This is a genomic window from Paraburkholderia sp. OAS925 (genome assembly GCF_040543975.1).
In the GTDB taxonomy this organism is placed as follows: domain Bacteria; phylum Pseudomonadota; class Gammaproteobacteria; order Burkholderiales; family Burkholderiaceae; genus Paraburkholderia; species Paraburkholderia graminis.
The window spans coordinates 1,736,857-1,760,453 of record NZ_JBEUNO010000001.1; the positions used below are offsets into that span (position 1 = coordinate 1,736,857).

The window sequence follows — 23,597 nt, forward strand, 5'->3', positions numbered from 1 at the left end:
CGGCGCGGCCTTTGCCTCTGCTGCATAGTCCGCCAATTTGCAAGCCACTCTGCGTTCTGCGAATTAACGTGGCTATAATGAGATGGAAACCAATCTGAAATTGCCCGCGGCCTGCCCGGCGCGGCCGGCTTGGCGCGGGTCTGACGACTTCGGTGCGGCGGCTCATCCCTGATTGCCCCCGAAGCGCCCGGCACGCACAGCGCGCCTGGAGGCGGCCATGCTTGAATCACTTTCGCTTGCTGCGGGGCTCTCATGGGGCAGCGGCCTGCGCCTCTATCTGACGGTTCTGCTGGCCGGCGTGTTCGAGCGCCTCGGTCTGATTCATCTTCCCGATACGTTGTCCGCGCTGTCCTCGCCGTGGGTGATCGGCGTGGCGGGCGTGCTGACCGTCACCGAATTTCTCGCCGACAAGATTCCCGCGTTCGATTCGCTATGGGACGCGATTCACACCTTCATCCGCATTCCGGCCGGCGCCGTGCTCGCAGCCGGCGCGTTGGGCCATGCCGATCCGGCGCTGCTGACGGTCGCCGCGCTCGCGGGCGGCACACTGGCGGGCACCGCGCATCTGACGAAAGCGGGCACGCGCGCGCTCATCAATCTGTCGCCGGAACCGGTGTCGAACGTCGTCACGTCGACGGCTGAAGATGGTTTCGTGTTCGGCGGCATTCTGCTCGCGCTATTTGTGCCGCTGCTGTTTCTGGTGCTGATCGTGGGCTTTCTGGTGCTCGCCGGCTGGGTTTTGCCGCGTCTGTGGCGCGGCGTGCAGGGCGGTTTTCGCGGCATGGCGACGCATATGGTGTCGCGCCTTGCGAGGAGCAGGCACGATTGAGCGATACGGCCGGACGTTCCACGGCGCGGGTCGCCGTCCCTGCGGCGCGCCGCTTTAGCGTCGGCGATCTGCTGCGCCAGGCGCTGCGCATGACGGCGCGCGACTGGCGCGCCGGCGAACTCACGATGCTGCTGCTCGCGCTCGTGCTCGCCGTGGCGGCGCTCGCGAGCGTCGGCTTTCTCGCCGACCGCTTGCACCAGGGCCTGGAGCGCGACGCGAGACGCATGATCGCCGCCGACTTCATCGTGCGCGCCGATCATCCGGTCGATCCGCAGTTCGCGCGCGAGGCCGCGGCGCTCGGCCTGAACACCGCCACCACGGCGATTTTCCCCAGCATGATCAACTCGAGCGGCGCGCAGCCGGTGTCGCGGCTCGCCGCGATCAAGGCCGTGTCGCCGGGTTATCCGTTGCGCGGCGCGCTGCGCATCGCGCCGGGACCGGGCGCTCCGGATCGCGCCGCGCAATCCATTCCGCCGCCGGGTACCGTGTGGGTCGATCAGCAATTGCTCGACGCGCTGAAGGTGCGCGTTGGCGACACCGTGAAGGTCGGCAACCGCAGCTTCACGATCGGCGCGATGATCACGCGCGAACTCGACCGCGGCTTCTCGTTCGTCAACTTCTCGCCGCGCCTGATGATGCGCGCCGATGACGCGCAGTCCACCGGCCTCATCACGTTCGGCAGCCGCGTGACGTACCGGCTGCTGGTGGCGGGCGCGGATCCAGCGGTCGCGCGTTTCGCGCAGTTCGCACACGGCAGGGTGGACGGCGGCAAGATGCGCGGCGTCGCGCTCGAATCGTTGCAGGACGGCCAGCCGCAAGTGCGTCAGACGCTCGATCGCGCCGGTCATTTCCTCACGCTCGTGTCGCTGTTGACCGCGCTGCTCGCGGCCGTGGCGATTGCGATGGCCGCGCATCGGTACATGCGCCGCCATCTGGACGGCTGCGCGGCGATGCGCTGTCTCGGCGTCAGTCAGTCCACACTGCGGGCGCTGTTTACGCTGGAATTCGTGGGCGTCGGCGTGGCGGGCGGCGCGCTCGGCGTGGCGCTCGGCTTTCTCGGCCATCTCGCGTTGCTGACGTCGCTCGGCAGTCTGATCGACGTCGAATTGCCGTACCCGACGGCATGGCCCGCGCTCCAGGGCATTGCGGCCGGTCTCGTGCTGCTGCTCGGTTTCGCGCTGCCGCCGCTGCTGCCGCTGACGCGCGTGCCGCCGGTGCGCGTGCTGCGCCGCGAGTGGGGCGAGGCGGGGCGCACCGCGTGGGCCGCGTACGCGCTCGGCATCGTGTTGTTCGCGGCGCTCCTGATCGTCGCGGCGGGCGAGTTGAAGCTCGGCGGCATCGTCGCGGGCGGGTTCGCGGGCGGGCTGTTGGTGTTTGCGTGCATCGCGCGGCTCGCGTTGTGGGCGGCGGCGCGCGCGGTGCGCAGCGAGCGCGTGAACGCGGGAATCGGCTGGCGTTACGCGCTGGCGTCGCTGGAGCGGCGCAGCGGCGCGAGCGCGCTGCAGATCACGGCGCTCGGCATCGGCCTGATGTGCCTGCTGCTGATCGCGATGACGCGTAACGACCTCGTGGCCGGGTGGCGCAAATCGACGCCGCCTGATGCGCCGAACGAATTCATCATCGACATTCAGCCGGATCAGCGCGAACCGGTCACGCACTATCTCGACACGCACGGCGTGCCCGGCACGGTGCTCTCGCCGATGGTGCGCGGCCGGCTCACCGCGATCAACGGCAAGCCGGTCAATCCGGATTCGTTCAAGGGCGACGACGCGCGACGGCTCGTCGACCGCGAATTCAATCTGTCGTACACGACGCAGTTGCCGGACGACAATCGCATTTCCGCCGGCACCTGGTATGGCGACACGAAGGCTCCGCAGATTTCGATCGAAGAGGGGCTCGCCAAGCTCATCAACGTGAAGCCCGGCGATGTGCTGCGTTTCGACGTGACCGGCTTGCAGATCGATGCACCGGTGACGAGCGTGCGCAAGCTCGACTGGGGTTCGTTCAAGGTCAACTTCTTCGTGCTGATGCCGCCCGCCGCGTTGCAGGATTTCCCGGCTACGTTCATCACCAGTTTCCATTTGCCCCCGGAAAAACGCGCGACTATCGACGGTCTGATCGCCGCCTATCCGAACCTGACGGCCATCGACACCGGTCCGATTCTCGCGCAGGTGCAGCGCGTGCTGCAGCAGGTGATCGGCGCGGTGCAGTTCCTGTTCGCGTTCACGCTCGCCGCGGGCGTGCTGGTGTTGTACGCCGCGCTCGCCGGCACGCGCGACGAGCGTATGCGAGAATCCGCGCTGCTGCGGGCGCTGGGCGCGTCGCATCGCCAGGTGCGCGCGGTGCAGATCGCCGAGTTCGTCGCGGTCGGCGCGCTCGCCGGCCTGATGGCCGCGATCGGCGCGCAGGTGATCGGCTGGATTCTGGCCACGCGCGTGTTCCAGTTCTATCTGGACTTCAACCCGTGGCTGCTGCCGGCGGGAGTCGCGGCCGGCATCGCGTGTGCGGCGGTCGGCGGCTGGCTGAGCTTGCGGCATGTGTTGTCGCGTCCCGCGTTGCAATCGCTGCGGGACGCCTGATTATTTTCCGTTGATGAGTGGTTATGAGTGAGATCGACAACGAAGTCTCCGCGGCGCAGCCGACGGCCTTCGAACTGGTCGGCGGCGAAGCGCGCGTGCGCGAACTCGTCGACCGTTTTTACGACCTGATGGACCTTGAAGCCGAGTTCGCCGGCATTCGCGCGCTGCATCCCGAATCGATGGACGGTTCGCGCGACAAGCTGTTCTGGTTTCTGTGCGGATGGCTGGGCGGCCCTGATCATTACATCAGCCGCTTCGGGCATCCGCGGTTGCGCGCGCGGCATTTGCCGTTCGCGATTGCATCGAGCGAACGCGATCAGTGGCTGCGCTGCATGGCCTGGGCGATGGAAGACATCGGGCTTGACGAGCCGCTCAGAGAGCGCCTGCTTGGTTCGTTCTTTGAAACAGCCGACTGGATGCGCAATCGCAATGGTTGACGCTGAACGTGCGGCGCCGCCTCGCACGCCGGCGGATCTCGCTGCTTACAGCGCGCTCGATCCGCGAGCGCGCGAGGTGCTCGACTGCTGGTTCGGCGTGCCCGATGCGCCGGGCTTCGGCGAGGCGCGCAAGCAGTGGTTTTCCGCCGACGAATCGTTCGACGCGATGCTGCGCGAACGTTTCGGAACCCTTATCGATGCGGCGCGCGACTCGCGCCTCGACAGTTGGACGGCCACGCCGCTCGGCGCGCTTGCGCTCGTGATCGTGCTCGATCAGTTTTCGCGCAACTGCCATCGCGACACGGCGCGTGCGTTTGCAGCGGATCACAAAGCGGTGGAGATCGCGCAGCAGATGGTGGCGAGCGGCGCGGATCGGCTGTTGCCGAGCGCGCATCATCGCGCGTTTGCCTATCTGCCGTTCGAACACGACGAGGCGCCGGCGAGCCAGCGGGAGTCGCTGCGTCTTTTTAAAGCGCTCGCCGGGGAGCCTGGTGGCGAGTCGTATTATTCGTTCGCCGTTAGGCATGCGGAGATCGTCGAGCGCTTTGGGCGCTTTCCGCATCGCAATGCGGTGCTTGGGCGGGAATCGACGGCGGAGGAAATCGCGTTTTTGCGCGAGCCAGGGTCGTCGTTTCAGTCGCGGCGGGCGAGGAAGCGGGCGCGCGGTAGTTAGCGGCGTGCCGCGCAGCGCCACCCGGCGTCAGGTTACCGACCATCAACCACAGCCGGCACCGTCGGCGTGCGCACAAAGACGCGCAACAACTCGTCGGTATCGCCGGGACGCGCGCCCGACCAGAATAGCCGCCAGTCGCCCGTCGGTTGAAGTGCGTTGTTGCGGCGGCTTTCGACGATCAGCCATGTGCACTCGGTCGTGCGCGGGTTCGCGGTCGGCTGATGCTCGATGTCCGTGTAGTAGTCGAGCATCGGCGCCTCGGATTCGCCGAGCCCGACGCTCGCCATGCAATCGCCGTCGTTCCATTGCGCGCTCAGCGCGGCGCCGAGGTTCTCGAACACCGAGCGGTAGCTTTTCGCGTAGTCGAGCCACGGCAGCAGCAGCGTGCTCACGAGTCCCCACGCGACGATCGCGCCCGCGCACCAGCTCAGCACACCGCGCCATTTGCCCGCGTACTTGAAGGCGGGCAGCAGCCAGAGCCAGCCGAGCGTCATCACTAATGCCGCGGCGATCAGCGCGGGTTTCATCGGCAAGACCCAGTCGAGCGGCAGCCATCGGCCGAGCCGGTGCAGCGAAGCATGCGTGTTCGCCGGACTGCTCATGATCGACCACACGATCCACGCGAGCGCCGCCACGCTGCCGAACAGCACGCGGCTCGCCATGTCCCACACCACATGCAGACGCGGCGGCAGGCGCTCGACGCCTTGCATCGCCAGCAATGCGAGCGGCGCGATGAACGGCAGGATGTACAGCTCGCGGATCGTCGCCGAGCTTTGCAGCACGGCGAAGCCGACACCCGCGAAGATCGCCGGCAAGGCGACGCGCGGATCGCGCCAGCGCTGCCATGCGCCGCCGCCGAGCGCGGCCAGCACAAGCGGCGCGACTGGGAAGCCGACGCTTAGGACCGTGCGCAGCACGAACAGCCGGCTTTCGCTTTCGGAGCCGAGTTCGGCGACCGAAAAACCGAAAAAGCGGCCGACGTTGTTATCCCACAGCCAGACCTTGAAGAGCGCCTCGGAGCGCAGATAGAAGCAGATCGGCCAGATCAGCGCGAACGGCGTGCAGACGAGCGCCGCGACGCCGAGCGCGGCGGCGAAACTGCGGCTGCGGCACGCGCGGTAGAGCGCGAACACTGCGCAGACGGTCGCGCCGAAAACCAGCGGCACGAACAGGCCCTTGGCGAGAAACGATACGCCGACGCCCGCGCCGAACATCGCCGCGCCGCTCAGAATCGCGTGCCGGCGCTCGCGCGCGGCGTCGGCGGAAAGGCGCTCTTGATGGCCGTCGTAACGAAGATGCGCGAGCACGAGTTCGAACAATCCGCAGAAGCCGATCGCCGCGCCGGCCATCAACGCGACGTCGGTCATCATGTCGTGCACATGCTTGACGACGACGAGCGTGCCGCCGAACAGCGCCAGCGTGCCGATCACGCGCAGGTCGAACCAGCTCGGCGCATTCACCGCGCGGCGCGCGACGCGGGCCGTGTAGTAGACCGTCAGGCCCGCGAACAGCGCACTCGCGAGCCGCGCCGCGTCGTGCAAGGGCAGGTAGCGGCCGAACATCCACGCGAAGCTCGCGGCCACCCAGTCGTAGACAGGCGGTTTTTCGACGAACGGCTGCCCGGCGTTGGTCGGCACGACGAGATCGCCGGTGTCGAGCATGTGCTGGACGATGCCGAACGTGTACGTCTCGTCCTGTTTCCAGGGATCGTGTCCCAGGGTGCCGGGCAGCAGCCACGCGCAGAGGATGGCGAGGGCGATCAGGTACGTTAGCGGGCGTGAGGCGCTGAGCGTGTGCCAGCGCGGGGCGCGGCTGTTGCCGTTGCTGTTGCTGTCGTTTGAGTGGTCCGCAGGCGGTGAGCCGATGGTGGGTTCGTTGCCTGCGGCGGGTGCGTGAGGTTTGGAGGGCTTGGCTGGTCGGGCTGGGGCCGCGGCCTCGGCGGTCAGGGCTTGGGCCGTATTGGGACTGTTTGCGGCAAGGTCGGCCGAGCGCGCATGCTCGGCACTGTCGATGAGACCGGCCATGTGCGCTTGCGGCGCGTTGTCGATGAGGCTGGCCATGTGCGCCTGCTGTGCGCTGTCGATGGCGCCGGTCATGTGCGCTTGCTGCGCGCTATCGATCAGGCCGGCCACGCGCACTTGCTGCGCGCTATCGACAACGCCGGCCGGCGCGGACACCGCTGCCGCGGCGTTCCCGTTGCGCCACGGTGCGGAAGGTTTTTCTTGCATGAAACGAATCTCTGGTCGCGGTGCGCGGCAGCATCGCGCGCACGATGTTCTGGCTTGCGTCGCACGAGGCCGCGCGATTCCCGCGATTGTAGTCTCCGATTATTACGACCGATTACACGTGCGACGGCGCACGGATGCGGCGATTGCGCCTGCCGTGGCGGTGGATATAGCGGGCAGTGGAAGCAACGCGAGGCTTATCTAGGAGCGCCGCGTGAGCCGACGGACGGAGAGCGGAAAGAGGGCGGAAGGGATGAGGAAGGAGCGCTTAACGGAGGCGGAGAAAAGCCGAATGCATTGCAGAAAGAGCGCCGAAGTAAGGCGAAAAAAAACCGGAAAGATTGCAACGAAACGCGGAAGAAATGCGGAACGAAGGCGAAAGAACGAATGCAGAAGAACGAAGGCGAAAGAACGAAGGCGAAAGAACGAACGCCGAACAACAGCAGACCAATCGCCCCGCCTAACGCCCCCCAGCGACATCCACAAGCGCCCCAGTGACATACGACGCGGCATCACTCAACAACCACACGATGGTCTCAGCCACTTCATCAGCCCGGCCCGGACGGCCCAATGGCGTGGCCGCTCCGAGTTGCGCCGCACGCTCGGGCTTGCCGCCGCTCGCGTGGATTTCGGTATCGATGAGACCAGGCCGCACTGCATTGACACGCACGCCGCGCGGCCCGAGTTCCTTCGCGAGACCGAGCGTCATCGTATCGACTGCGCCTTTGGAGCCTGCGTAGTCGACGTATTCGTTGGGCGAACCCAAACGCGCCGCCGCCGACGACACATTCACGATCACGCCGCCCGCGCCGCCGCGATCCGTCGACATGCGCCGCGCGGCTTCGCGCGCGCACAGATAGGCGCCGAGCACGTTGACGTCGAACATGCGCGTGAGGCGCGCGAGATCCATGTCGGCAAGCGGCATGGACGGCGCGACGATACCCGCGTTGTTGACGAGCGCGTCGAGCCGGCCGAACTTCTGCACAACCGCGTCGAACATGGCGATGACGTCGGCTTCGTTCGCGACGTCGCCGGCAATCGGCAGCGCGCGTCCGCCGGCTCGCTCGACTTCAGCGACGGTTTCCTCGGCGGCCGCGAGATTCCGCGCGTAGTTCACGCCCACCGACCAGCCGCGCGCGCCGAGCAAGCGCGCGGTCGCGCGGCCGATGCCGCGGCTGCCGCCGGTGATGAGAACGGTCTGAGTCATCGCAACCTCGACATGCAAAGTAGGGTGAGCGCTGGAAACGCAGCGGGAAAAAACGCAGCGGGAAAAAAACCAACGAAAAGCGAGGCAGAAAGCGAAGCTAAAAAACGAGAGCAAAGCCGAGAACGCGCGGAGAAACCCGCGGCGCTCTCAGCCGCAAGCGCCGCCGCCCCCGCTCAAACCGCTTCCCGCTTAACCGCCCACTTATCCGCAACCGGCGGCTGATACCGTTGGAGCTTGCCGATCAGCGTGGCCGCATCGGAGTCGATCTGCAGGATGTCGACATACGTCTGCCGCATGAAGCCTTCGTCCACGGTGTGCTGCAAGAGCTTCATCAACGGATCGTAAAAGCCGTCGATATTCAGGAGCGCCACCGGTTTGTGGTGGTAGCCGAGCTGCGCCCACGTGTAGACCTCGAAGAACTCTTCGAGCGTGCCCGCGCCGCCCGGCATCGCGACAAACGCATCCGAGAGATCGGCCATCATCTTCTTGCGATGATGCATGTCGGGCACGACGTGCAACTCCGTCAGGCCGTTATGACCGACTTCCTTGTTGACCAGCAGCTCGGGAATCACGCCGATCGCGCGGCCGCCTTCGGCCATCACCGTGTCGGCGATCACGCCCATCAGCCCGACCTTGCCGCCGCCATACACAAGCGCCAGATCGGCTTCGACCAGCGCGCGGCCGAACGCACGCGCGGCCTCCGCATACAACGGTTTGGCTCCATTCGCGGAGCCGCAATACACACACACCGACTTCATGAAAAACGTCCTATTCGTTGCGAGGCGCGGCGCCTTCCTTCGGCGGCAGATAGTCGTAGAACTCGCGTTTCTCGAGCTTGCCCGATACGAGATCGTCGAAAATTTGCCGTGAGCGGCCGCGCAGATAAGGCGCCATCAACGACACGATCTGCACGCTCACCTGATGCAGTTCCGCGCGAATCGTCTCCTGCTCGTTGTATTTGCGCGGATTCATCACGAACTGATACGACAGCCAGTACGTTGCGATCACACCGATGTTCGTGGCGATCACCTGCAACTCGTCCGGCGTGGCGACCATTTCGCCGTCGGCCACGAGCTGATCGCAGAACTGGCTCGCAAAGCGCACCTTATGGCTGATGATCTGCTTGAAGTGCGTTTCGAGCGTGCGGTTGCGTGCGAGCAGATCGTTCAGATCGCGATACAGGAAGCGGTAGCGCCACGTGAAATCGACCATGTACTGCAGATAGGACCACATTTCGTCGATGGTCGCGCGATGGTCGTCGGGAAAACGCAGACGCTTTTCGATCTCCTGCTCGAACTGGCTGAAGATGCTGTTGATGATGTCGTCTTTGTTGCGGAAGTGGTAGTACAGGTTGCCTGGACTGATTTCCATTTCCTCGGCGATCGTCGTCGTCGTGACGTTCGGCTCGCCGATTTCGTTGAACAGTTTCAACGACAGTTCGAGTATCCGTTCGCGCGTGCGGCGGGGAGGTTTGGCTTCCATGTCGTCCGGCCCTGGTTACGCCGGGTTGGGCGCGCGGCGGCGTGCCGCTGCTGTAGGTCCACCCGGACGCGGTTGCTGTTTTTTAAGACTGCCGGACGATTATAAACCGAGCGTTCGAATCTCTAGCGGGTACTCAGGGTTTCCATGAGCTTCACAGCCACGCTTTCACCCAATCAACGCCGAGCGGGCCGACGATCAGCCCCCACGTCATCACGCACATGCCGAGCGCGACCATCACCGCGGCGCTGCCCAGGTCTTTCGCGCGGCGCGACAGCTCGTGCCGCTCGAGCGAGATACGGTCGATGGCCGCTTCCACGCTCGAATTCAGCAGTTCGACAATCAGCACGAGCAGCACCGAGCCGAGCAGCAACACGCGCGAGACGGGCTCAACCGGAACCAGCACGCCGCACGGCAGCAGAATCGCGGCCAGCGTCAGCTCCTGACGAAACGCGCTTTCCTCGCGGATCGCCACGCGAAAACCCGCGAGCGAGTTTTTCATCGCGTGCCACGCGCGGGTGAGGCCGCGATTGCCCTTGTACGGATTGAACGGCAGCGGCGCGAGCGGATCGTCGGGGCTGAGCGGCTCGTGCTGGATCTCGGCTGCGGCGTGTGAGCCGTGCCGGTTGATGCCCGCGCTTTCATCGCCGTCGCCGTCGACACGGCTGTGGCGCGCGTGGCCTTCGTGGCCGCTCATGCGATGGGCTTCTGCATGGTTCATGGCGGCGGACTCGCTAATGCTATCGAACGGCTCGACGCTCGCGGCTTCGTGGTCATCATGATCGTCGCGGTCATCATGGTTGACGCGAGCGTCGTGAGCATCGCTGCCGGCGTGCGCGGCGCGCAGCGCGCCGTTCACGGACGCGCGGCTTGCAGGAGAAGATCGGCTTCGCATGGACAACCCGGCGCGCCGCGTCACGCGGCTGCGCTTTCCTCGCGATACGACGCGCGCGGCAACGGCTTTAGATGCGCGGCGAACTGCTCGGAGGCCGCGGCCCACGAGAAGCGCTCGGCCCACGCGCGTGCATGCGCGCGGTCGATTTTCAGCGCTTCGAGACAGGCTTCGCGCAGGTCTTCGTCCATCGCGCCGGCGCCGCCGTCGCCGAGCACGTCGATCGGGCCGGTGACCGGATACGCCGCCACCGGCGTGCCGCAGGCGAGCGCCTCGAGCAGCACGAGACCGAACGTGTCGGTGCGGCTCGGGAACACGAATACATCGGCGGCCGCGTAGACTTTCGCGAGTTCAGCCTGCGACAGCACGCCGAGATAATTCGCTTGCGGATAGCGCGACTTCAGTTCCGCGAGCGCGGGGCCTTCGCCGGCGACCCACTTCGAGCCGGGCAAATCGAGCTTCAAGAATGCCTCGACGTTTTTCTCGACGGCCACACGCCCCACATACAGAAAGATCGGCCGTGCGGTGTTGAGCACCTTCGAGTCCATCGGATGAAAAATCTCGAGATCGACGCCGCGCGTCCACAGCACGACGTTCGTGAAGCCGAATTTCTCGAGGTCGTTCCTGACCACGGGCGTCGGCGCCATCACCGCGAGCGACGGCTTGTGGAACCAGTGCAGGAACTTGTACGTCGCGGCGAGCGGAATGCCGAAGCGCGCCTGCACATACTCGGGAAAGCGCGTGTGATAAGCGGTCGTGAACGGCAGCTTGTGCTGGATCGCGTAGGCGCGCGCGGCCATGCCGAGCGGACCTTCGGTGGCGATATGCAGCGCGTCCGGTGCGAACTCGCCGATACGCTGACGCAGCTTGCGGCGCGGCATCAGCGACAAGCGGATCTCGGGATACGTCGGGCACGGAATCGTCCTGAATTCGAGCGGCGTCAGCAGATCGACGCGATGGCCGAGTTCGGTCAGCTCGCGCGTGGTGTTCTTGAGCGTGCGCACGACGCCGTTGACCTGCGGTTCCCATGCGTCGGTGACGATCATGATCTTCATCGGTTTGCTCCTCGGATGGTTCGTCGATTCAGCCCAGCGGATTGGAGTGCGGCGTTGCGTCAGGCGGTCGCCCGGGCTTTTTGCACGCCGGCTTGCGGGCTGCGCATCGCGGTCCAGTAGATCACCTTGAGTTCGCCTTCATAGGTTTCGACGAGCGCCGACAGGCTTTCGACCCAGTCGCCGTCGTTGCAATACAGCACGCCGTCGATGTCGCGAATCTCGGCTTTGTGGATGTGTCCGCAGACCACGCCGTCGCAGCCGCGGCGGCGCGCTTCGTCGGTCATCACGCGTTCGAACGACGAGATGAAGTTCACCGCGTTCTTGACCTGGTGCTTCAGGTATTGCGACAGCGACCAGTATGGAAAGCCGAGCCGGCTGCGGATCCGGTTGAACCAGCGGTTCAGGATCAGGATCATCGTGTAGAGCGTGTCGCCGAGATACGCGAGCCATTTCGCGTGCTGGATCACGCCGTCGAACAGATCGCCGTGGACGATCCACAGGCGCTTGCCGGCGAGCGTCGTGTGAAACGCCTCGCCGCGCACGTGGATGTCGCCGAACGCGAGGTCGCAGAACTGACGCGCGGCTTCGTCGTGATTGCCGGGCACGTAGATCACTTGCGTGCCTTTGCGCGCCTTGCGCAGCACCTTCTGCACGACGTCGTTGTGCGCCTGCGGCCAGTACCAGCCTTTCTTCAACTGCCAGCCGTCGATGATGTCGCCCACCAGATACAGGTATTCCGACTCGTTATGGCGCAGGAAGTCGAGCAGATACGGCGCCTGGCAGCCGCTCGAGCCGAGGTGGATGTCCGACAGCCAGATCGTGCGGTAGCGGTGCGGCTCGGCGTGCTCGTCGTCGTGCTGCGGCGTCTCGGTGTCGATCGGCTGGGGCACGGCGGGCAGCGCGAAGCCGTGGCTAGGGCTGGATTCCGGACGGAACGCGACAGGGTCGACGCTCGGGCCGGTCTGGCGGAACAGGGAAGTCGCGGACGTTTTGGAGTCCATGGCTCACGCGTCGAGTTGCAGTGCCCGTATTGGGCCTACCACGCGTGACGGTGCCGTGACAGTCACGAGAAGTTCTTATTACTGCGGGAGCGATGGGAGGTGAGGCGATGTGATGCGAGATGAGGCGAGATGAGGCGATGGCGAAGCGTTTGCTTCGCGTGGTGGATGCGCGGTTCAGTGCGCGGTCGACTGCGCGACGCGCGGCTCGCAATGTCTAGCGCGCGACTTCGATCACGCGCGTGCCGGCGAGCCGGTCATGCAGAAACTGGCGGCTCGCGCCGAGGCGCCCCGTGGCCGCCCACAGCACGAACCAGATTCCGGCGATCGCAAGAGTTTGCGGCAAGCGCAGCCCGAGCAGCGGATGAAGCGCGAGCGGCGGCAGAAACCATAGCCACGCCAGCCCATATCGCGCGACGGCGCGCCACGCGGAGAGCGGCGCGCCATTCGCTGTGACGACGCGCAGGCGCCAGGTTTTCATCGGCAGCGTCTGGCCGCCGTGGGTCCAGAACCAGACGAAATACAGGCCGACGACGAGCCCGATCCACGCCGCCATCACGTTGTGATGCGTGAGCCCGTTGCGCTGCTGCGTGAGCGTGCTGAACAGATAGCCCGCGATAAACACGACGCCGAACAGCAGCAGCGCTTCGTAAAGCAGCGCGGCGAGGCGGCGGCGAACGCTCGGCGATTTGCCTGGTAAAGCGGACACGGCCGCGGGCGAACTCGCGCTGGACGCGGTGCCCGAATCGGGATTGACGGTGGCGGAAGTGGCGCGCGGCTCGGACACGGGCAGCGCCGCTCACGAACCGTTGAAGATGGACGGCGCTTCCGCCGGCGAAACCGGCAGCGGCGTGGCCGGCACGAAGCTGCCGGCCGCCGGAATGCCCGGCAGCGACGCCGGGCTCGGCAACGACGCGGCCGCAGCGGCCGCGCTCGCCGACGGCGTGCCGCTCGCGGCGCGCTCACGCGCATTGACCAGACGGTCGAGCCCCTTGATCTCGCTGCGGCCCGACGGCGGTGCGCTCACCACACTCGGACGCCGCTTATGCTCGCTTGCGGCGAGCCGCTGCTTCTGTTCCTCGGGCAGTTCCTGATACGCCTTCCACGCGTTCTGACGCGCTTCGCGCGGCAACTGCTTCGAGACCTGATAGTTCTCGCGCGCAACGCGCCGCTGATCGGGCGTCATGCGGACCCATTCGGTCATCCGGTCGTGCAGGCGTTTTTGTGCTTCGGGCGACAGCTTCGAGTAACGCGACGCGATTTTCAGCCACTTGCGCTTGCGCTCGTCGCTGAACGAATCCCACTGCGCCTCGAACGGCGCGAGCGCGATATGCTCGGCCGCGCTCAGGCGCGACCAGGCCATCGGGCTTTTACTGCCGGGCAGGCTCGGCAATTCGACGCCGAGCGTGGGTGCGGGCGCGGGCGCCGCGCCGTTGCTGTTCGCAACGGGCGCGCCGGCGGGCGAGGGGCTCGGGTAGAAGCGCGGATACGTGGCGGCAAACGACACGAGCGCCGCTATCGCACATCCGAAAACAACGGCCAGACCGCGCTTGTAGCTCACCCGAACGATCTCCCGCTCAGTGGGCGCGCGAAAGATACGCGTTGAAGCCGTGGTCGAGATAGGCATTGAGCGGCAGGTCGTCGCTTAACATGGCGGCATCGATATCGGCGAGTTCGGCCGTGCGTTGCTGGTCTTCCCAGTAGGCAATGCCGACGAGGCTCACGACCAGCGCGGCGAGCGGCCACGCCAGCGCGAAGCGGCGCAGCGGGCGAACGGCGGCGCTCTGGGCGTTGTTCATCCGGCAGACCGGACGGCACGCCCGCAAACGACGGGACGAACACCGGCGCGGCGGCGGTTTCGGGCTTCTTGCGGGCAAGCGCGGCACGGCGGGCGGCGGCCAGCCGGTCGACGGCGGCGGACGGAATGCCGGCCGCGTTTTCGTCGAGCGCGCGGCGCACCTGGCGGGCGAACTCGAGTTCTTTTGTTTCGAGGGAGCTCATAGCGTGATTCCTTTGGCCTTGAGCGCTTGCGCCAGCGTGTGGGTGGCCCGCGAGCAGTGCGTCTTCACACTGCCTTCGGAGCAGCCCATGGCGGCGGCAGTCTCGGCGACATCCATATCTTCCCAATAACGCATGAGAAACGCCTCCCGTTGACGTGCCGGCAACTTTTGGATCTCGTCGTCGATCATTTGCAAGACCTGTTCGCGCTCGAGTTTCTGCTCGTTGCTCTCGGCGCCGGCCGAGCCTTGCTGCGCCTCGAAGGTTTCCAGCGGATCGAATTCGTCGTCGTCGGCATTACCGAACGACGAAAACAGGCTCACCCACGTATTGCGCACTTTCGCACGACGGAAATAGTCGTGCATCGCATTCTGCAGAATACGCTGAAACAGCAGCGGAAGCTCGGCCGCGGGACGGTCGCCATATTTTTCGGCGAGCTTGATCATCGCGTCCTGCACGATATCCAGCGAGGCGTCGTCGTCCCGCACGGCGTAGACCGTCTGCTTGAATGCGCGCCTTTCGACGCCCGCCAGAAAGTCGGCGAGTTCCTTGTCTGATGCCATCCGTTTGGGGGTCGGCGCAGCGAGCGTGCGCGTAATCGGTCGAAAAATGTCGTAAAACCCGCGGATGCTAACAAATTTTTGCGCGAGCAGGGGCGAAACGTGGGACCGCCGCTGTCGTCGCGAGGCGGCGCGTGGGTCATTAAAGGGCGTCCCGGCGGGCGTTGGGGCAATATTTGCTTGACCGCGCGGACGTCTGCCGCTATCGTCGCTGGTTCGCAATATAAGTGACTTGTCTCATTGAGGTGTGGCCCAAGAAGCTCACCTGTCAACTGGACGCGCCGCTTGAACCCGAGCCACAAGCCCGGCAGAGAGCACCCGATCAATTTTTTGCCGAAAATTCGAAAGGTGAATCAAATGAATATGCCCAGCGCGGAATTCTCCACGTCGGATACCACTCCACAACACGAAGCTGACTCTATCGGCGCCACCGTGCTCATGAAGGCACTGGCCGACGAAGACGTCGAATTTGTTTGGGGCTATCCCGGCGGCTCGGTACTCTACATTTACGACGAGCTGTACAAGCAGGACAAGTTCGAGCACATCCTCGTGCGCCACGAACAGGCCGCGGTTCACGCCGCCGACGCGTATGCGCGTTCCACCGGCAAGGTCGGTGTGTGCCTCGTGACCTCCGGCCCCGGCGTCACCAATGCGGTGACCGGCATCGCCACCGCCTATATGGATTCGATCCCGATGGTCGTGATCAGCGGCCAGGTGCCGACTGCCGCGATCGGCCAGGATGCGTTCCAGGAGTGCGATACGGTCGGCATCACGCGTCCTTGCGTGAAGCACAACTTCCTCGTGAAGGACGTGCGCGACCTCGCCGCCACCGTCAAGAAAGCCTTCTATATTGCCCGTACCGGCCGTCCCGGCCCGGTGCTGATCGACATTCCGAAAGACGTGTCGAAGGCGCCTTGCCAGTACGAGCCGCTCAAGAGCGTGTCGCTGCGCTCGTACAACCCGGTCACGAAGGGCCACTCCGGCCAGATTCGCAAGGCCGTGTCGCTGCTGCTGTCGGCGAAGCGCCCGTACATCTACACCGGCGGCGGCATCATTCTCGCGGACGCATCGCGTGAGTTGAACCAGTTCGCCGATCTGCTCGGCTATCCCGTCACCAATACGTTGATGGGTCTGGGCGGCTACCGCGCGAGCGACAAGAAATTCCTCGGCATGCTCGGCATGCACGGCACGTACGAAGCCAACATGGCCATGCAGCACTGCGACGTGCTGATCGCCATCGGCGCGCGCTTCGACGACCGTGTGATCGGCGACCCGGCGCACTTCGCGTCGCGTCCGCGCAAGATCATCCATATCGACATCGATCCTTCTTCCATTTCCAAGCGCGTCAAGGTCGACATTCCTATCGTCGGCGACGTGAAGGAAGTGTTGAAGGAGCTGATCGAGCAGTTGCAAACAGCCGAGCATGGCCCGGACACCGCGGCGCTCGCCGACTGGTGGAAGGACATCGAAGCCTGGCGCGCGAAAGACTGCCTGAAGTTCGACCGCAAGAGCGACATCATCAAGCCGCAGTACGTGGTGGAAAAGGCGTGGGAACTGACTGACGGCAACGCGTTCGTCTGCTCCGACGTCGGCCAGCATCAGATGTGGGCGGCCCAGTTCTATCGCTTCAACAAGCCGCGCCGCTGGATCAACTCGGGCGGCCTGGGCACGATGGGCTTCGGCCTGCCGGCGGCGATGGGCGTGAAGATGGCGCACCCGGACGACGACGTGCTGTGCATCACGGGCGAAGGCTCCATTCAGATGTGCATTCAGGAGCTGTCCACCTGCAAGCAGTACGCCACGCCCGTGAAGATCATCTCGCTGAATAACCGCTATCTGGGCATGGTGCGCCAGTGGCAGCAGATCGAGTACAGCAAGCGCTATTCGCATTCGTACATGGACGCGCTGCCCGATTTCGTGAAGCTCGCCGAAGCGTACGGCCACGTGGGCATGCGTATCGAACGCACGGCCGACGTCGAGCCGGCGCTCAAGGAAGCGCTGCGCCTGAAAGATCGCACCGTGTTTCTCGACTTCCAGACCGACCCCACCGAAAACGTCTGGCCGATGGTCCAGGCCGGCAAGGGCATCACCGAGATGCTCATGGGTTCGGAAGATCTATAACGACGGTTTGTAGCGCCGGCTTCGTCACGAACGTCTTCAAAAAAGACGCAGTCGGACGAAGCGGCGCCGTACTGTTCGCAGACATCGACAAAACATCTGGAAGAAGCGAATCATGAGACACATTATTTCCGTCCTGCTCGAAAACGAACCGGGCGCGTTGTCGCGCGTCGTCGGTCTCTTCTCGGCACGCGGCTACAACATCGAAACCTTGACGGTGGCTCCGACCGAAGACCGTTCGCTGTCGCGCATGACCATCGTCTCCATTGGCTCGGACGACGTGATCGAACAGATCACGAAGCATCTGAACCGCCTGATCGAGGTGGTGAAAGTGGTCGACCTTACCGAGGGCGCCCACATCGAGCGCGAGCTGATGCTGATCAAGGTGAGGGCGGTCGGCAAGGAACGTGAAGAGATGAAGCGGATGTCGGATATTTTCCGCGGCCGCATCATCGACGTCACCGAAAAGACCTACACGATCGAACTGACGGGCGCGAGCGACAAGCTCGACGCCTTCATCGAAGGACTCGACTCCACGGCAATTCTCGAAACGGTCCGCACGGGCAGTTCGGGCATCGGCCGCGGCGAGCGCATTCTGAAGGTGTAACGCGCAGCGTCCGATCCGGGCCGGTGGCGCTCATCACTATCCGGCCTTGCAGCACAACATTCGCAGTATCTGAATCTCTCGAATCATCGAATTTAGCCAAGGAACCGACATGAAAGTTTTCTACGACAAGGACGCCGATCTCTCCCTCATCAAGGGCAAGCAGGTCACCATCATCGGCTATGGCTCGCAAGGCCATGCGCACGCGCTGAATCTGAAGGAAAGCGGCGTGAACATCACGGTCGGTCTGCGCAAGGGCGGCGCATCGTGGAGCAAGGCTGAGAATGCCGGCCTGCAAGTCAAGGAAGTGGCGGAAGCCGTGAAGGGCGCGGACGTCGTCATGATGCTGCTGCCCGATGAGCAGATCGCAGAAGTCTACGCAAAGGAAGTGCACGCAAACGCCAAGCAAGGCGCAGCGCTGGCATTCGCGCACGGCTTTAACGTGCACTACGGCCAGGTGATTCCGCGCGCCGACCTCGACGTCATCATGATCGCGCCGAAGGCGCCGGGCCACACGGTTCGCGGCACCTACTCGCAAGGCGGCGGCGTGCCGCACCTGATCGCGGTTGCGCAGGACAAGTCGGGCGCAGCACGTGACATCGCGCTGTCGTACGCGGCGGCGAACGGCGGCGGCCGTGCCGGCATCATCGAAACGAACTTCCGCGAAGAAACGGAAACCGACCTGTTCGGCGAACAAGCCGTGCTGTGCGGCGGTACGGTCGACCTGATCAAGGCCGGCTTCGAAACGCTGGTGGAAGCGGGCTACGCGCCGGAAATGGCGTACTTCGAATGCCTGCACGAACTGAAGCTGATCGTCGACCTGATCTACGAAGGCGGCATCGCGAACATGAACTACTCGATCTCGAACAACGCCGAATACGGCGAGTACGTGACGGGTCCGCGCATCGTGACGGCTGAAACGAAGAAGGCGATGAAGGCCGTGCTGACCGACATCCAGACGGGCGAGTACGCGAAGAGCTTCATCATCGAGAACAAGGCCGGCGCACCGACGCTGCAATCGCGCCGCCGTCTGACGGCCGAGCACCAGATCGAGCAGGTCGGCTCGAAGCTGCGCGCCATGATGCCGTGGATCGCGAAGAACAAGCTGGTCGACCAGTCGAAGAACTAAGAAGTCCGTTTTATCGCCTGAAACCGGCGCGGCGCACCGCCGCATGCGCCGGTCATGCAAAAAGCCGCCCGAGGGTGCTGAACCCCGGGCGGCTTTTGCTATCCTACGGTTTTACGTGCGACACGCACGCTCGTGTCCGTCAGCCCCACGTTACGGGGCATCGACTAGAGGGTTATTGAGGAAGGTCTTGACTGGACTCACCATGCCCTCCGCAGGCGGCTCCCTTGTGAGCTGCACTTTAAGCAGTAGATGTGTCCTTATGGACACACCTTGGTAGTGAACACGGGACACGGCGCAGTCTGCCGTCAACCGTATTGCATTGACCTGATTACCGTCAGGTCCCGCCCAGTCAGCGGCTTCATCTCCGCCGACAGGGCGGGGTGGTGTTTGCAATTCCCGCGCCTTCGGGCAACGGAGTCGCTAAACGACACGAGCGAAAGCTCGGCGTGTCATTGTTCGGCCTCGCTGGCTGAATTGGCGAGGGTAGTGAACCTGCTGTACGACCAGCAGTAGCCTAGGAAGACATGCGTCACTGGCAACGGTGAGGTGTGAAGCTCTTCTGACAATGTACCCCCCGGAAGTTCGGGCGGATGGTGGCTGTGAAACGACCATCTGGAGACTCCCAGCAGCAACGGGGTTGAGGGGCTAGGCTGGCTGATACGGTTAACGTAAATGAACTGCTGATAAACCTCGTAAGTAGGACGGTGCCAAAGCTGCTGGTAGGCATCAACCAAAAAGGTATGCGGTCGGATAGCTCGCTGTAAATTCGGGCTACGTCGTCTTCGGACCGCCGGGGAATAGGCAGAACCTAAGTCAGTCGTGTGACATGCCGGGAACGTGGTAAGCCTGTATGGTTGCCGGCGCAGTGAGGCTGGCAGGCGGACCGTGAGGAACGCTGTTAATTGTGCAGGTAGAGGACGACGGAAAAAGCGAAGGCCGGGCTGTAATGGTCCGGATAGGGGTTGAGACATCACCTCACGCGAAAGCGGGCAGACTTCCGTCTGGTCTACCGTCGCAAGACGGCTGACTGACCTTTAGCTGGAACTGGTGATTGCTGGCGGCTTCTTAGTCGTCAGTGCTTGTTGTTTACCCCCTTGCGGGAGCAGATCGCTCCCGCAAGGGGTGATCTGTTCTCCGCTCGGGATTCACTTCTTCGAGTAGGAGAGCAGCATGAAAGTATCTGGCCGAAAGACTGGATCTGCGCTTTCCCACGCGCCGGACAACTGGTACGCCGTAGATTGGCGACGGGTTGAACGGAACGTGAGAGGGATGCAGATACGAATTGCGAAGGCGACGCGGGAAAGTGACTGGCGCAGGGTGAAAGCCCTGCAACGGATGCTGACCCGCACGTTGTCCGCGAAGCTGTATGCGGTACGACGTGTTACGCAGAACCAGGGTGCGCGAACGGCGGGAGTCGATCGTGAACTGTGGGATTCGCCTGAGAGCCGATGGGAAGCAATCGGCAGGTTGAAGCGGCGCGGATATAAGCCTCTGCCATTACGGAGAGTCTTTATCCCCAAGGCCAATGGAAAAGAACGCCCTCTGGGCATTCCAACCATGCGGGACAGGGCGATGCAAGCTCTGTATCTGCTGGCTCTGGAGCCGGTGTCGGAATCGACGAGCGACGCGAACTCGTATGGGTTCAGGCTGAACCGCTCGACGGCTGACGCCATGTCGCAGATTTTCGTCGCCATGTCCCAAAAGGGCTCAGCCCGCTGGGTACTGGAGGCGGATATCAAAGGCTGCTTTGACCACATCAACCATGAATGGCTGGAGAACCATGTCCCTATGGACAAGGAGATCCTCCGGAAGTGGTTGAAGGCTGGCCTGATTTATAAAGGTCAGCTACAGGCGACTGAGGCTGGTACGCCGCAGGGAGGGATCATCTCCCCGACGCTGGCGAACGTGACGTTGAACGGGCTGGAGCGTGAACTGATCGCGCACCTCGGTGCGAAGTTCGGGATCGCAAAGGCGAAGAAGCTGAAAGTGAATGTGGTGCGGTACGCGGATGACTTCGTGATTACCGGTGACTCGCAAGAGGTGCTGGAGCAGGAAGTTCGGCCTTGGGTGGAAGCATTCCTTGCCGTTAGAGGATTGCAACTTTCCGAGGAGAAAACACGGATCACGCACATTGACACAGGCTTTGATTTCCTTGGGTGGAATTTCCGAAGGTACTCGGGAACGCTACTCATCAAGCCGAGCAAAAAGAACGCGCAAGCGTTCTATCGCAAGGTGGCGGAAACGATCAGCGGTAACAAGACGGTGAAGCAGGCGAGTCTGATCCGGCTGCTGAACCCGATGCTACGAGGCTGGGCGCGGTATCACAGTCCTGTAGTAGCCAAAGAGGCGTACAGCCGCATGGAGTCTTTGATTTTCCGGAGGCTCTGGCGGTGGTCTAAGAGGCGGCATCCGAGCAAGAGTGCCGACTGGGTGAGAAAGAAGTACTTTCACTCAGAGGGCAGCCGACACTGGGTGTTTGCTGTTCCAGTGGTTCGTGAAGCAGGAAAGGGGTTACTTGAGCTGTACCAGATCAGCGGTACAGAAATCAGGCGACACAGAAAGGTCAAAGGGGCGTTCAACCCATTTGACCCAGAGTGGGAGCAATACGGCGAGCAGTTGCGCGAGGCACGCATGGAACATTCGATGCGCCACCGGCGACAATGGGTCTCGTTGTACATGTCACAGAGCGGATTGTGCGCGCACTGTGGATGCGCTCTGACGAAGGAAACCGGTTGGCATGACCATCATCTGGAATATCGGATGCATGGTGGATCGGATGCTCTTTCGAACAGGGTTTTGCTTCACCCGGACTGCCACCGGCAAGTGCACGCAGGTAAAATTGCAGTAACTAAGCCGGCCCGGGACTAACCCCGGGCTTTGTTTGTAGATTTGAGCCGTATGCGGGGAAACTCGCACGTACGGTTCTTAGGGGGCTCCTCTTCCGCGAGGAAGGGGGGCTACCCTCCAAAAATACTGAAGCCATCCATGAATTACCCACATCCGATCATCGCGCGAGAAGGCTGGCCGTTTATCGCCATCGCGGCCGTTGTTGCCTTACTGGTTCACGCTTTCGCGGGGTTCGGCTTTGCTTGGATCTTCTGGCTGATCCTGATCTTCGTCGTGCAGTTCTTCCGCGATCCGGCGCGCCCGATTCCGACGCAGGCCAATGCCGTGCTGTGTCCCGCGGACGGCCGCATCGTCGCAGTGGAAACCGCGCACGATCCGTATGCCAATCGTGAAGCGCTGAAAATCAGCGTGTTCATGAACGTATTCAACGTGCATTCGCAGCGCTCGCCCGTGGACGGCGCGATCTCGAAGGTCGAATATTTCCCCGGCGCGTATCTGAACGCCGCGGTGGACAAGGCCTCGCTCGAAAACGAGCGCAATGCGATCGTGATCGAAATGGCCGGCGGGCAAACGGTGACGTCCGTGCAGATTGCCGGTTTGATCGCGCGGCGTATTCTTTGCTACGTCCGTGCAGGCGAGCCGCTTACGCGCGGTCAACGGTATGGCTTTATCCGCTTCGGCTCGCGTGTCGACGTTTATTTGCCGGTGGGCAGCCGTCCGCGTGTGTCGATCGGCGAGAAGGTGTCGGCGTCGTCCACGATTCTCGCTGACCTGTAAAGCGGCACAAAGGAGATTGTCCGAATGGCCGCATTCAAACCGCGCCGACCGCGCAACAGTGGACCGCTGCCGCGTCCGTTCCGTCGCAACAAGCCGATCGTCGCGGAGTCGCCGGCGGTGGACAGCCGGCGCGCGCAGCGTCAGCAATTCCTGAGAAAGCGCGGCATTTATCTGCTGCCGAACGCGTTCACCACGGCCGCGCTGTTCTGCGGTTTCTTCGCCGTCGTGCAGGCCATGAACGTGCGCTTCGAAATCGCGGCCATCGCGATCTTCGTGGCCATGGTGCTCGACGGCATGGACGGCCGCGTCGCCCGTATGACGCATACGCAAAGCGCATTCGGCGAGCAGTTCGACAGTCTGTCCGACATGGTGTCGTTCGGCGTCGCGCCGGCGCTCGTCATGTATGAGTGGATTCTGAAAGACCTCGGCCGATGGGGCTGGCTCGCGGCGTTCGTCTATTGCTCGGGCGCGGCGTTGCGCCTCGCGCGCTTCAACACGAACATCGGCGTGGTCGACAAGCGGTTCTTCCAGGGCATGCCGAGCCCGGCGGCGGCGGCGCTGATTGCGGGCTTCGTGTGGCTCGCCACCGACAACCGCGTGCCGCTCAAGCTCGTCTGGCTGCCGTGGGTCGCGTTCGTGCTGACCATCTATGCGGGCGTGACCATGGTCTCGAACGCGCCGTTCTATAGCGGCAAGGCGCTCGACGTGCGGCATCGCGTGCCGTTCGGCGTGATTCTGCTCGTGGTGGTCGCGTTCGTGCTGGTTTCGTCCGATCCGCCGCTGATGCTGTTCGGCCTGTTCGTGCTGTACGGTTTGTCCGGCTATGTGTTCTGGGGTTACCAGGTGCTGCGTGGCCGGGGCAATCCCGCTCGTTCGGTCGCGCACGACAGGTAGCCGGCCGCCTCGCGCGCGTGTCGCTCGAAGCTTGTGCTGCATGAGAGAACGGCGTCCTTCGGGGCGCCGTTTGTTCTTTGGCAAGCCACCATTGCGATGCTGTCCGCGGACACCGGCGAGGCGCTTGCCAGCCGCGCCTGGCGTGAATTGCACGGCGGGTGGAATGCCGCTATAGTCGTTGGATGACTGTGCCGGCGATGCTTTCTTCCGCAGCAACGGCGCGAGGCCAGGCGGTTCGGCGAATGGCAGTGCAGTGCGCGCCGAGCGTAATGCAAGCCGCAGTTTGAATCGCAGAA

General features: G+C 63.8%; 20 protein-coding genes and 1 pseudogene. 10 read left to right on the forward strand and 11 right to left on the reverse strand.

From position 1 onward, the window contains the following. Nucleotides 1–217: 217 nt before the first annotated feature. Genes ABIE53_RS07600 through ABIE53_RS07615 form a run of 4 tightly spaced genes read left to right on the forward strand, consistent with a single transcriptional unit; the run spans nt 218 to nt 4,518 of the window. Nucleotides 218–829, forward strand: coding sequence for a DUF4126 domain-containing protein (locus ABIE53_RS07600; protein WP_006048236.1), 612 nt, complete (start codon nt 218–220; stop codon nt 827–829). Beyond that, nucleotides 826–3,408 carry an ABC transporter permease gene (locus ABIE53_RS07605; RefSeq protein ID WP_107710146.1) on the forward strand — a complete coding sequence of 861 codons (2,583 nt, stop codon included), beginning with the start codon at nt 826–828 and terminating at the stop codon, nt 3,406–3,408. Before ABIE53_RS07600 ends, ABIE53_RS07605 begins: the two co-directional genes overlap by 4 nt. Nucleotides 3,409–3,431: 23 nt before the next feature. Further along, a complete protein-coding gene (locus tag ABIE53_RS07610) occupies nt 3,432–3,845 on the forward strand; it encodes a group II truncated hemoglobin (RefSeq protein ID WP_006048234.1) in 414 nt (137 codons plus the stop codon). After that, the gene (locus ABIE53_RS07615; protein WP_192700177.1) at nt 3,838–4,518 is read left to right on the forward strand and encodes a DUF924 family protein; all 681 of its coding nucleotides are present in this window, start codon (nt 3,838–3,840) and stop codon (nt 4,516–4,518) included. Before ABIE53_RS07610 ends, ABIE53_RS07615 begins: the two co-directional genes overlap by 8 nt. A 32-nt stretch (nt 4,519–4,550) precedes the next feature. Here the strand turns inward: ABIE53_RS07615 and ABIE53_RS07620 are convergent, their stop codons facing one another. The 11 genes and pseudogenes from ABIE53_RS07620 to ABIE53_RS07670 all read right to left on the reverse strand — a co-directional run bounded on the left by ABIE53_RS07620 (nt 4,551) and on the right by ABIE53_RS07670 (nt 14,935). Next, on the reverse strand, nt 4,551–6,746 hold the full coding sequence (locus tag ABIE53_RS07620; protein ID WP_107710142.1) for an ArnT family glycosyltransferase: 2,196 nt from the start codon (nt 6,744–6,746) through the stop codon (nt 4,551–4,553). A 457-nt stretch (nt 6,747–7,203) separates the two neighbouring features. Next, nucleotides 7,204–7,950 carry an SDR family oxidoreductase gene (locus tag ABIE53_RS07625; protein ID WP_053857809.1) on the reverse strand — a complete coding sequence of 249 codons (747 nt, stop codon included), beginning with the start codon at nt 7,948–7,950 and terminating at the stop codon, nt 7,204–7,206. 173 nt (nt 7,951–8,123) lie between these two features. Continuing rightward, a complete protein-coding gene (locus ABIE53_RS07630) occupies nt 8,124–8,708 on the reverse strand; it encodes an LOG family protein (RefSeq protein WP_006048230.1) in 585 nt (194 codons plus the stop codon). Nucleotides 8,709–8,718: 10 nt separating this feature from the next. After that, entirely contained in the window at nt 8,719–9,432 is a 714-nt protein-coding gene (locus tag ABIE53_RS07635; protein ID WP_006048229.1) for a TetR/AcrR family transcriptional regulator, read from the reverse strand. Nucleotides 9,433–9,583: 151 nt separating this feature from the next. Further along, the gene (locus ABIE53_RS07640; protein ID WP_107710305.1) at nt 9,584–10,324 is read right to left on the reverse strand and encodes a diacylglycerol kinase; all 741 of its coding nucleotides are present in this window, start codon (nt 10,322–10,324) and stop codon (nt 9,584–9,586) included. A 20-nt stretch (nt 10,325–10,344) separates the two neighbouring features. Continuing rightward, a complete protein-coding gene (locus tag ABIE53_RS07645; protein WP_029969815.1) occupies nt 10,345–11,376 on the reverse strand; it encodes a glycosyltransferase family 4 protein in 1,032 nt (343 codons plus the stop codon). Between the two features lie 59 nt (nt 11,377–11,435). After that, nucleotides 11,436–12,377, reverse strand: a complete 942-nt coding sequence (locus tag ABIE53_RS07650) for a UDP-2,3-diacylglucosamine diphosphatase (protein WP_006048226.1) — start codon at nt 12,375–12,377, stop codon at nt 11,436–11,438. A gap of 214 nt (nt 12,378–12,591) precedes the next feature. After that, nucleotides 12,592–13,083 (reverse strand): RDD family protein, encoded by a 492-nt coding sequence (locus tag ABIE53_RS07655; protein WP_107710304.1) that lies wholly within the window; start codon nt 13,081–13,083, stop codon nt 12,592–12,594. Nucleotides 13,084–13,173: 90 nt separating this feature from the next. Beyond that, a complete protein-coding gene (locus ABIE53_RS07660; protein ID WP_006048224.1) occupies nt 13,174–13,935 on the reverse strand; it encodes a DUF3106 domain-containing protein in 762 nt (253 codons plus the stop codon). A 16-nt stretch (nt 13,936–13,951) separates the two neighbouring features. Continuing rightward, a pseudogene (locus ABIE53_RS07665) lies at nt 13,952–14,375 on the reverse strand (DUF3619 family protein). Then, a complete protein-coding gene (locus ABIE53_RS07670; protein ID WP_006048222.1) occupies nt 14,372–14,935 on the reverse strand; it encodes an RNA polymerase sigma factor in 564 nt (187 codons plus the stop codon). Before ABIE53_RS07670 ends, ABIE53_RS07665 begins: the two are co-directional and overlap by 4 nt. 354 nt (nt 14,936–15,289) lie before the next feature. On the opposite strand from ABIE53_RS07670, the gene ABIE53_RS07675 reads away from it, so the two are divergent. The 6 genes from ABIE53_RS07675 (at nt 15,290) to pssA (ending at nt 23,301) form a co-directional block, all read left to right on the forward strand. Continuing rightward, entirely contained in the window at nt 15,290–17,053 is a 1,764-nt protein-coding gene (locus ABIE53_RS07675) for an acetolactate synthase 3 catalytic subunit (protein WP_006048221.1), read from the forward strand. Nucleotides 17,054–17,165: 112 nt separating this feature from the next. After that, nucleotides 17,166–17,657: an acetolactate synthase small subunit gene (gene ilvN, locus ABIE53_RS07680; RefSeq protein WP_025602412.1), complete on the forward strand. Its 492-nt coding sequence runs from the start codon at nt 17,166–17,168 to the stop codon at nt 17,655–17,657. Nucleotides 17,658–17,766: 109 nt separating this feature from the next. Further along, a complete protein-coding gene (ilvC, locus tag ABIE53_RS07685; protein WP_006048219.1) occupies nt 17,767–18,783 on the forward strand; it encodes a ketol-acid reductoisomerase in 1,017 nt (338 codons plus the stop codon). A 1,170-nt stretch (nt 18,784–19,953) separates the two neighbouring features. After that, complete coding sequence (gene ltrA / locus ABIE53_RS07690; protein WP_027801289.1) at nt 19,954–21,651, forward strand: group II intron reverse transcriptase/maturase; 1,698 nt, start codon at nt 19,954–19,956, stop codon at nt 21,649–21,651. 117 nt (nt 21,652–21,768) lie between these two features. After that, nucleotides 21,769–22,407, forward strand: coding sequence for a phosphatidylserine decarboxylase (locus ABIE53_RS07695; protein WP_006048218.1), 639 nt, complete (start codon nt 21,769–21,771; stop codon nt 22,405–22,407). A 24-nt stretch (nt 22,408–22,431) separates the two neighbouring features. Further along, nucleotides 22,432–23,301, forward strand: coding sequence for a CDP-diacylglycerol--serine O-phosphatidyltransferase (pssA, locus tag ABIE53_RS07700; protein ID WP_006048217.1), 870 nt, complete (start codon nt 22,432–22,434; stop codon nt 23,299–23,301). Nucleotides 23,302–23,597 lie beyond the last annotated feature (296 nt).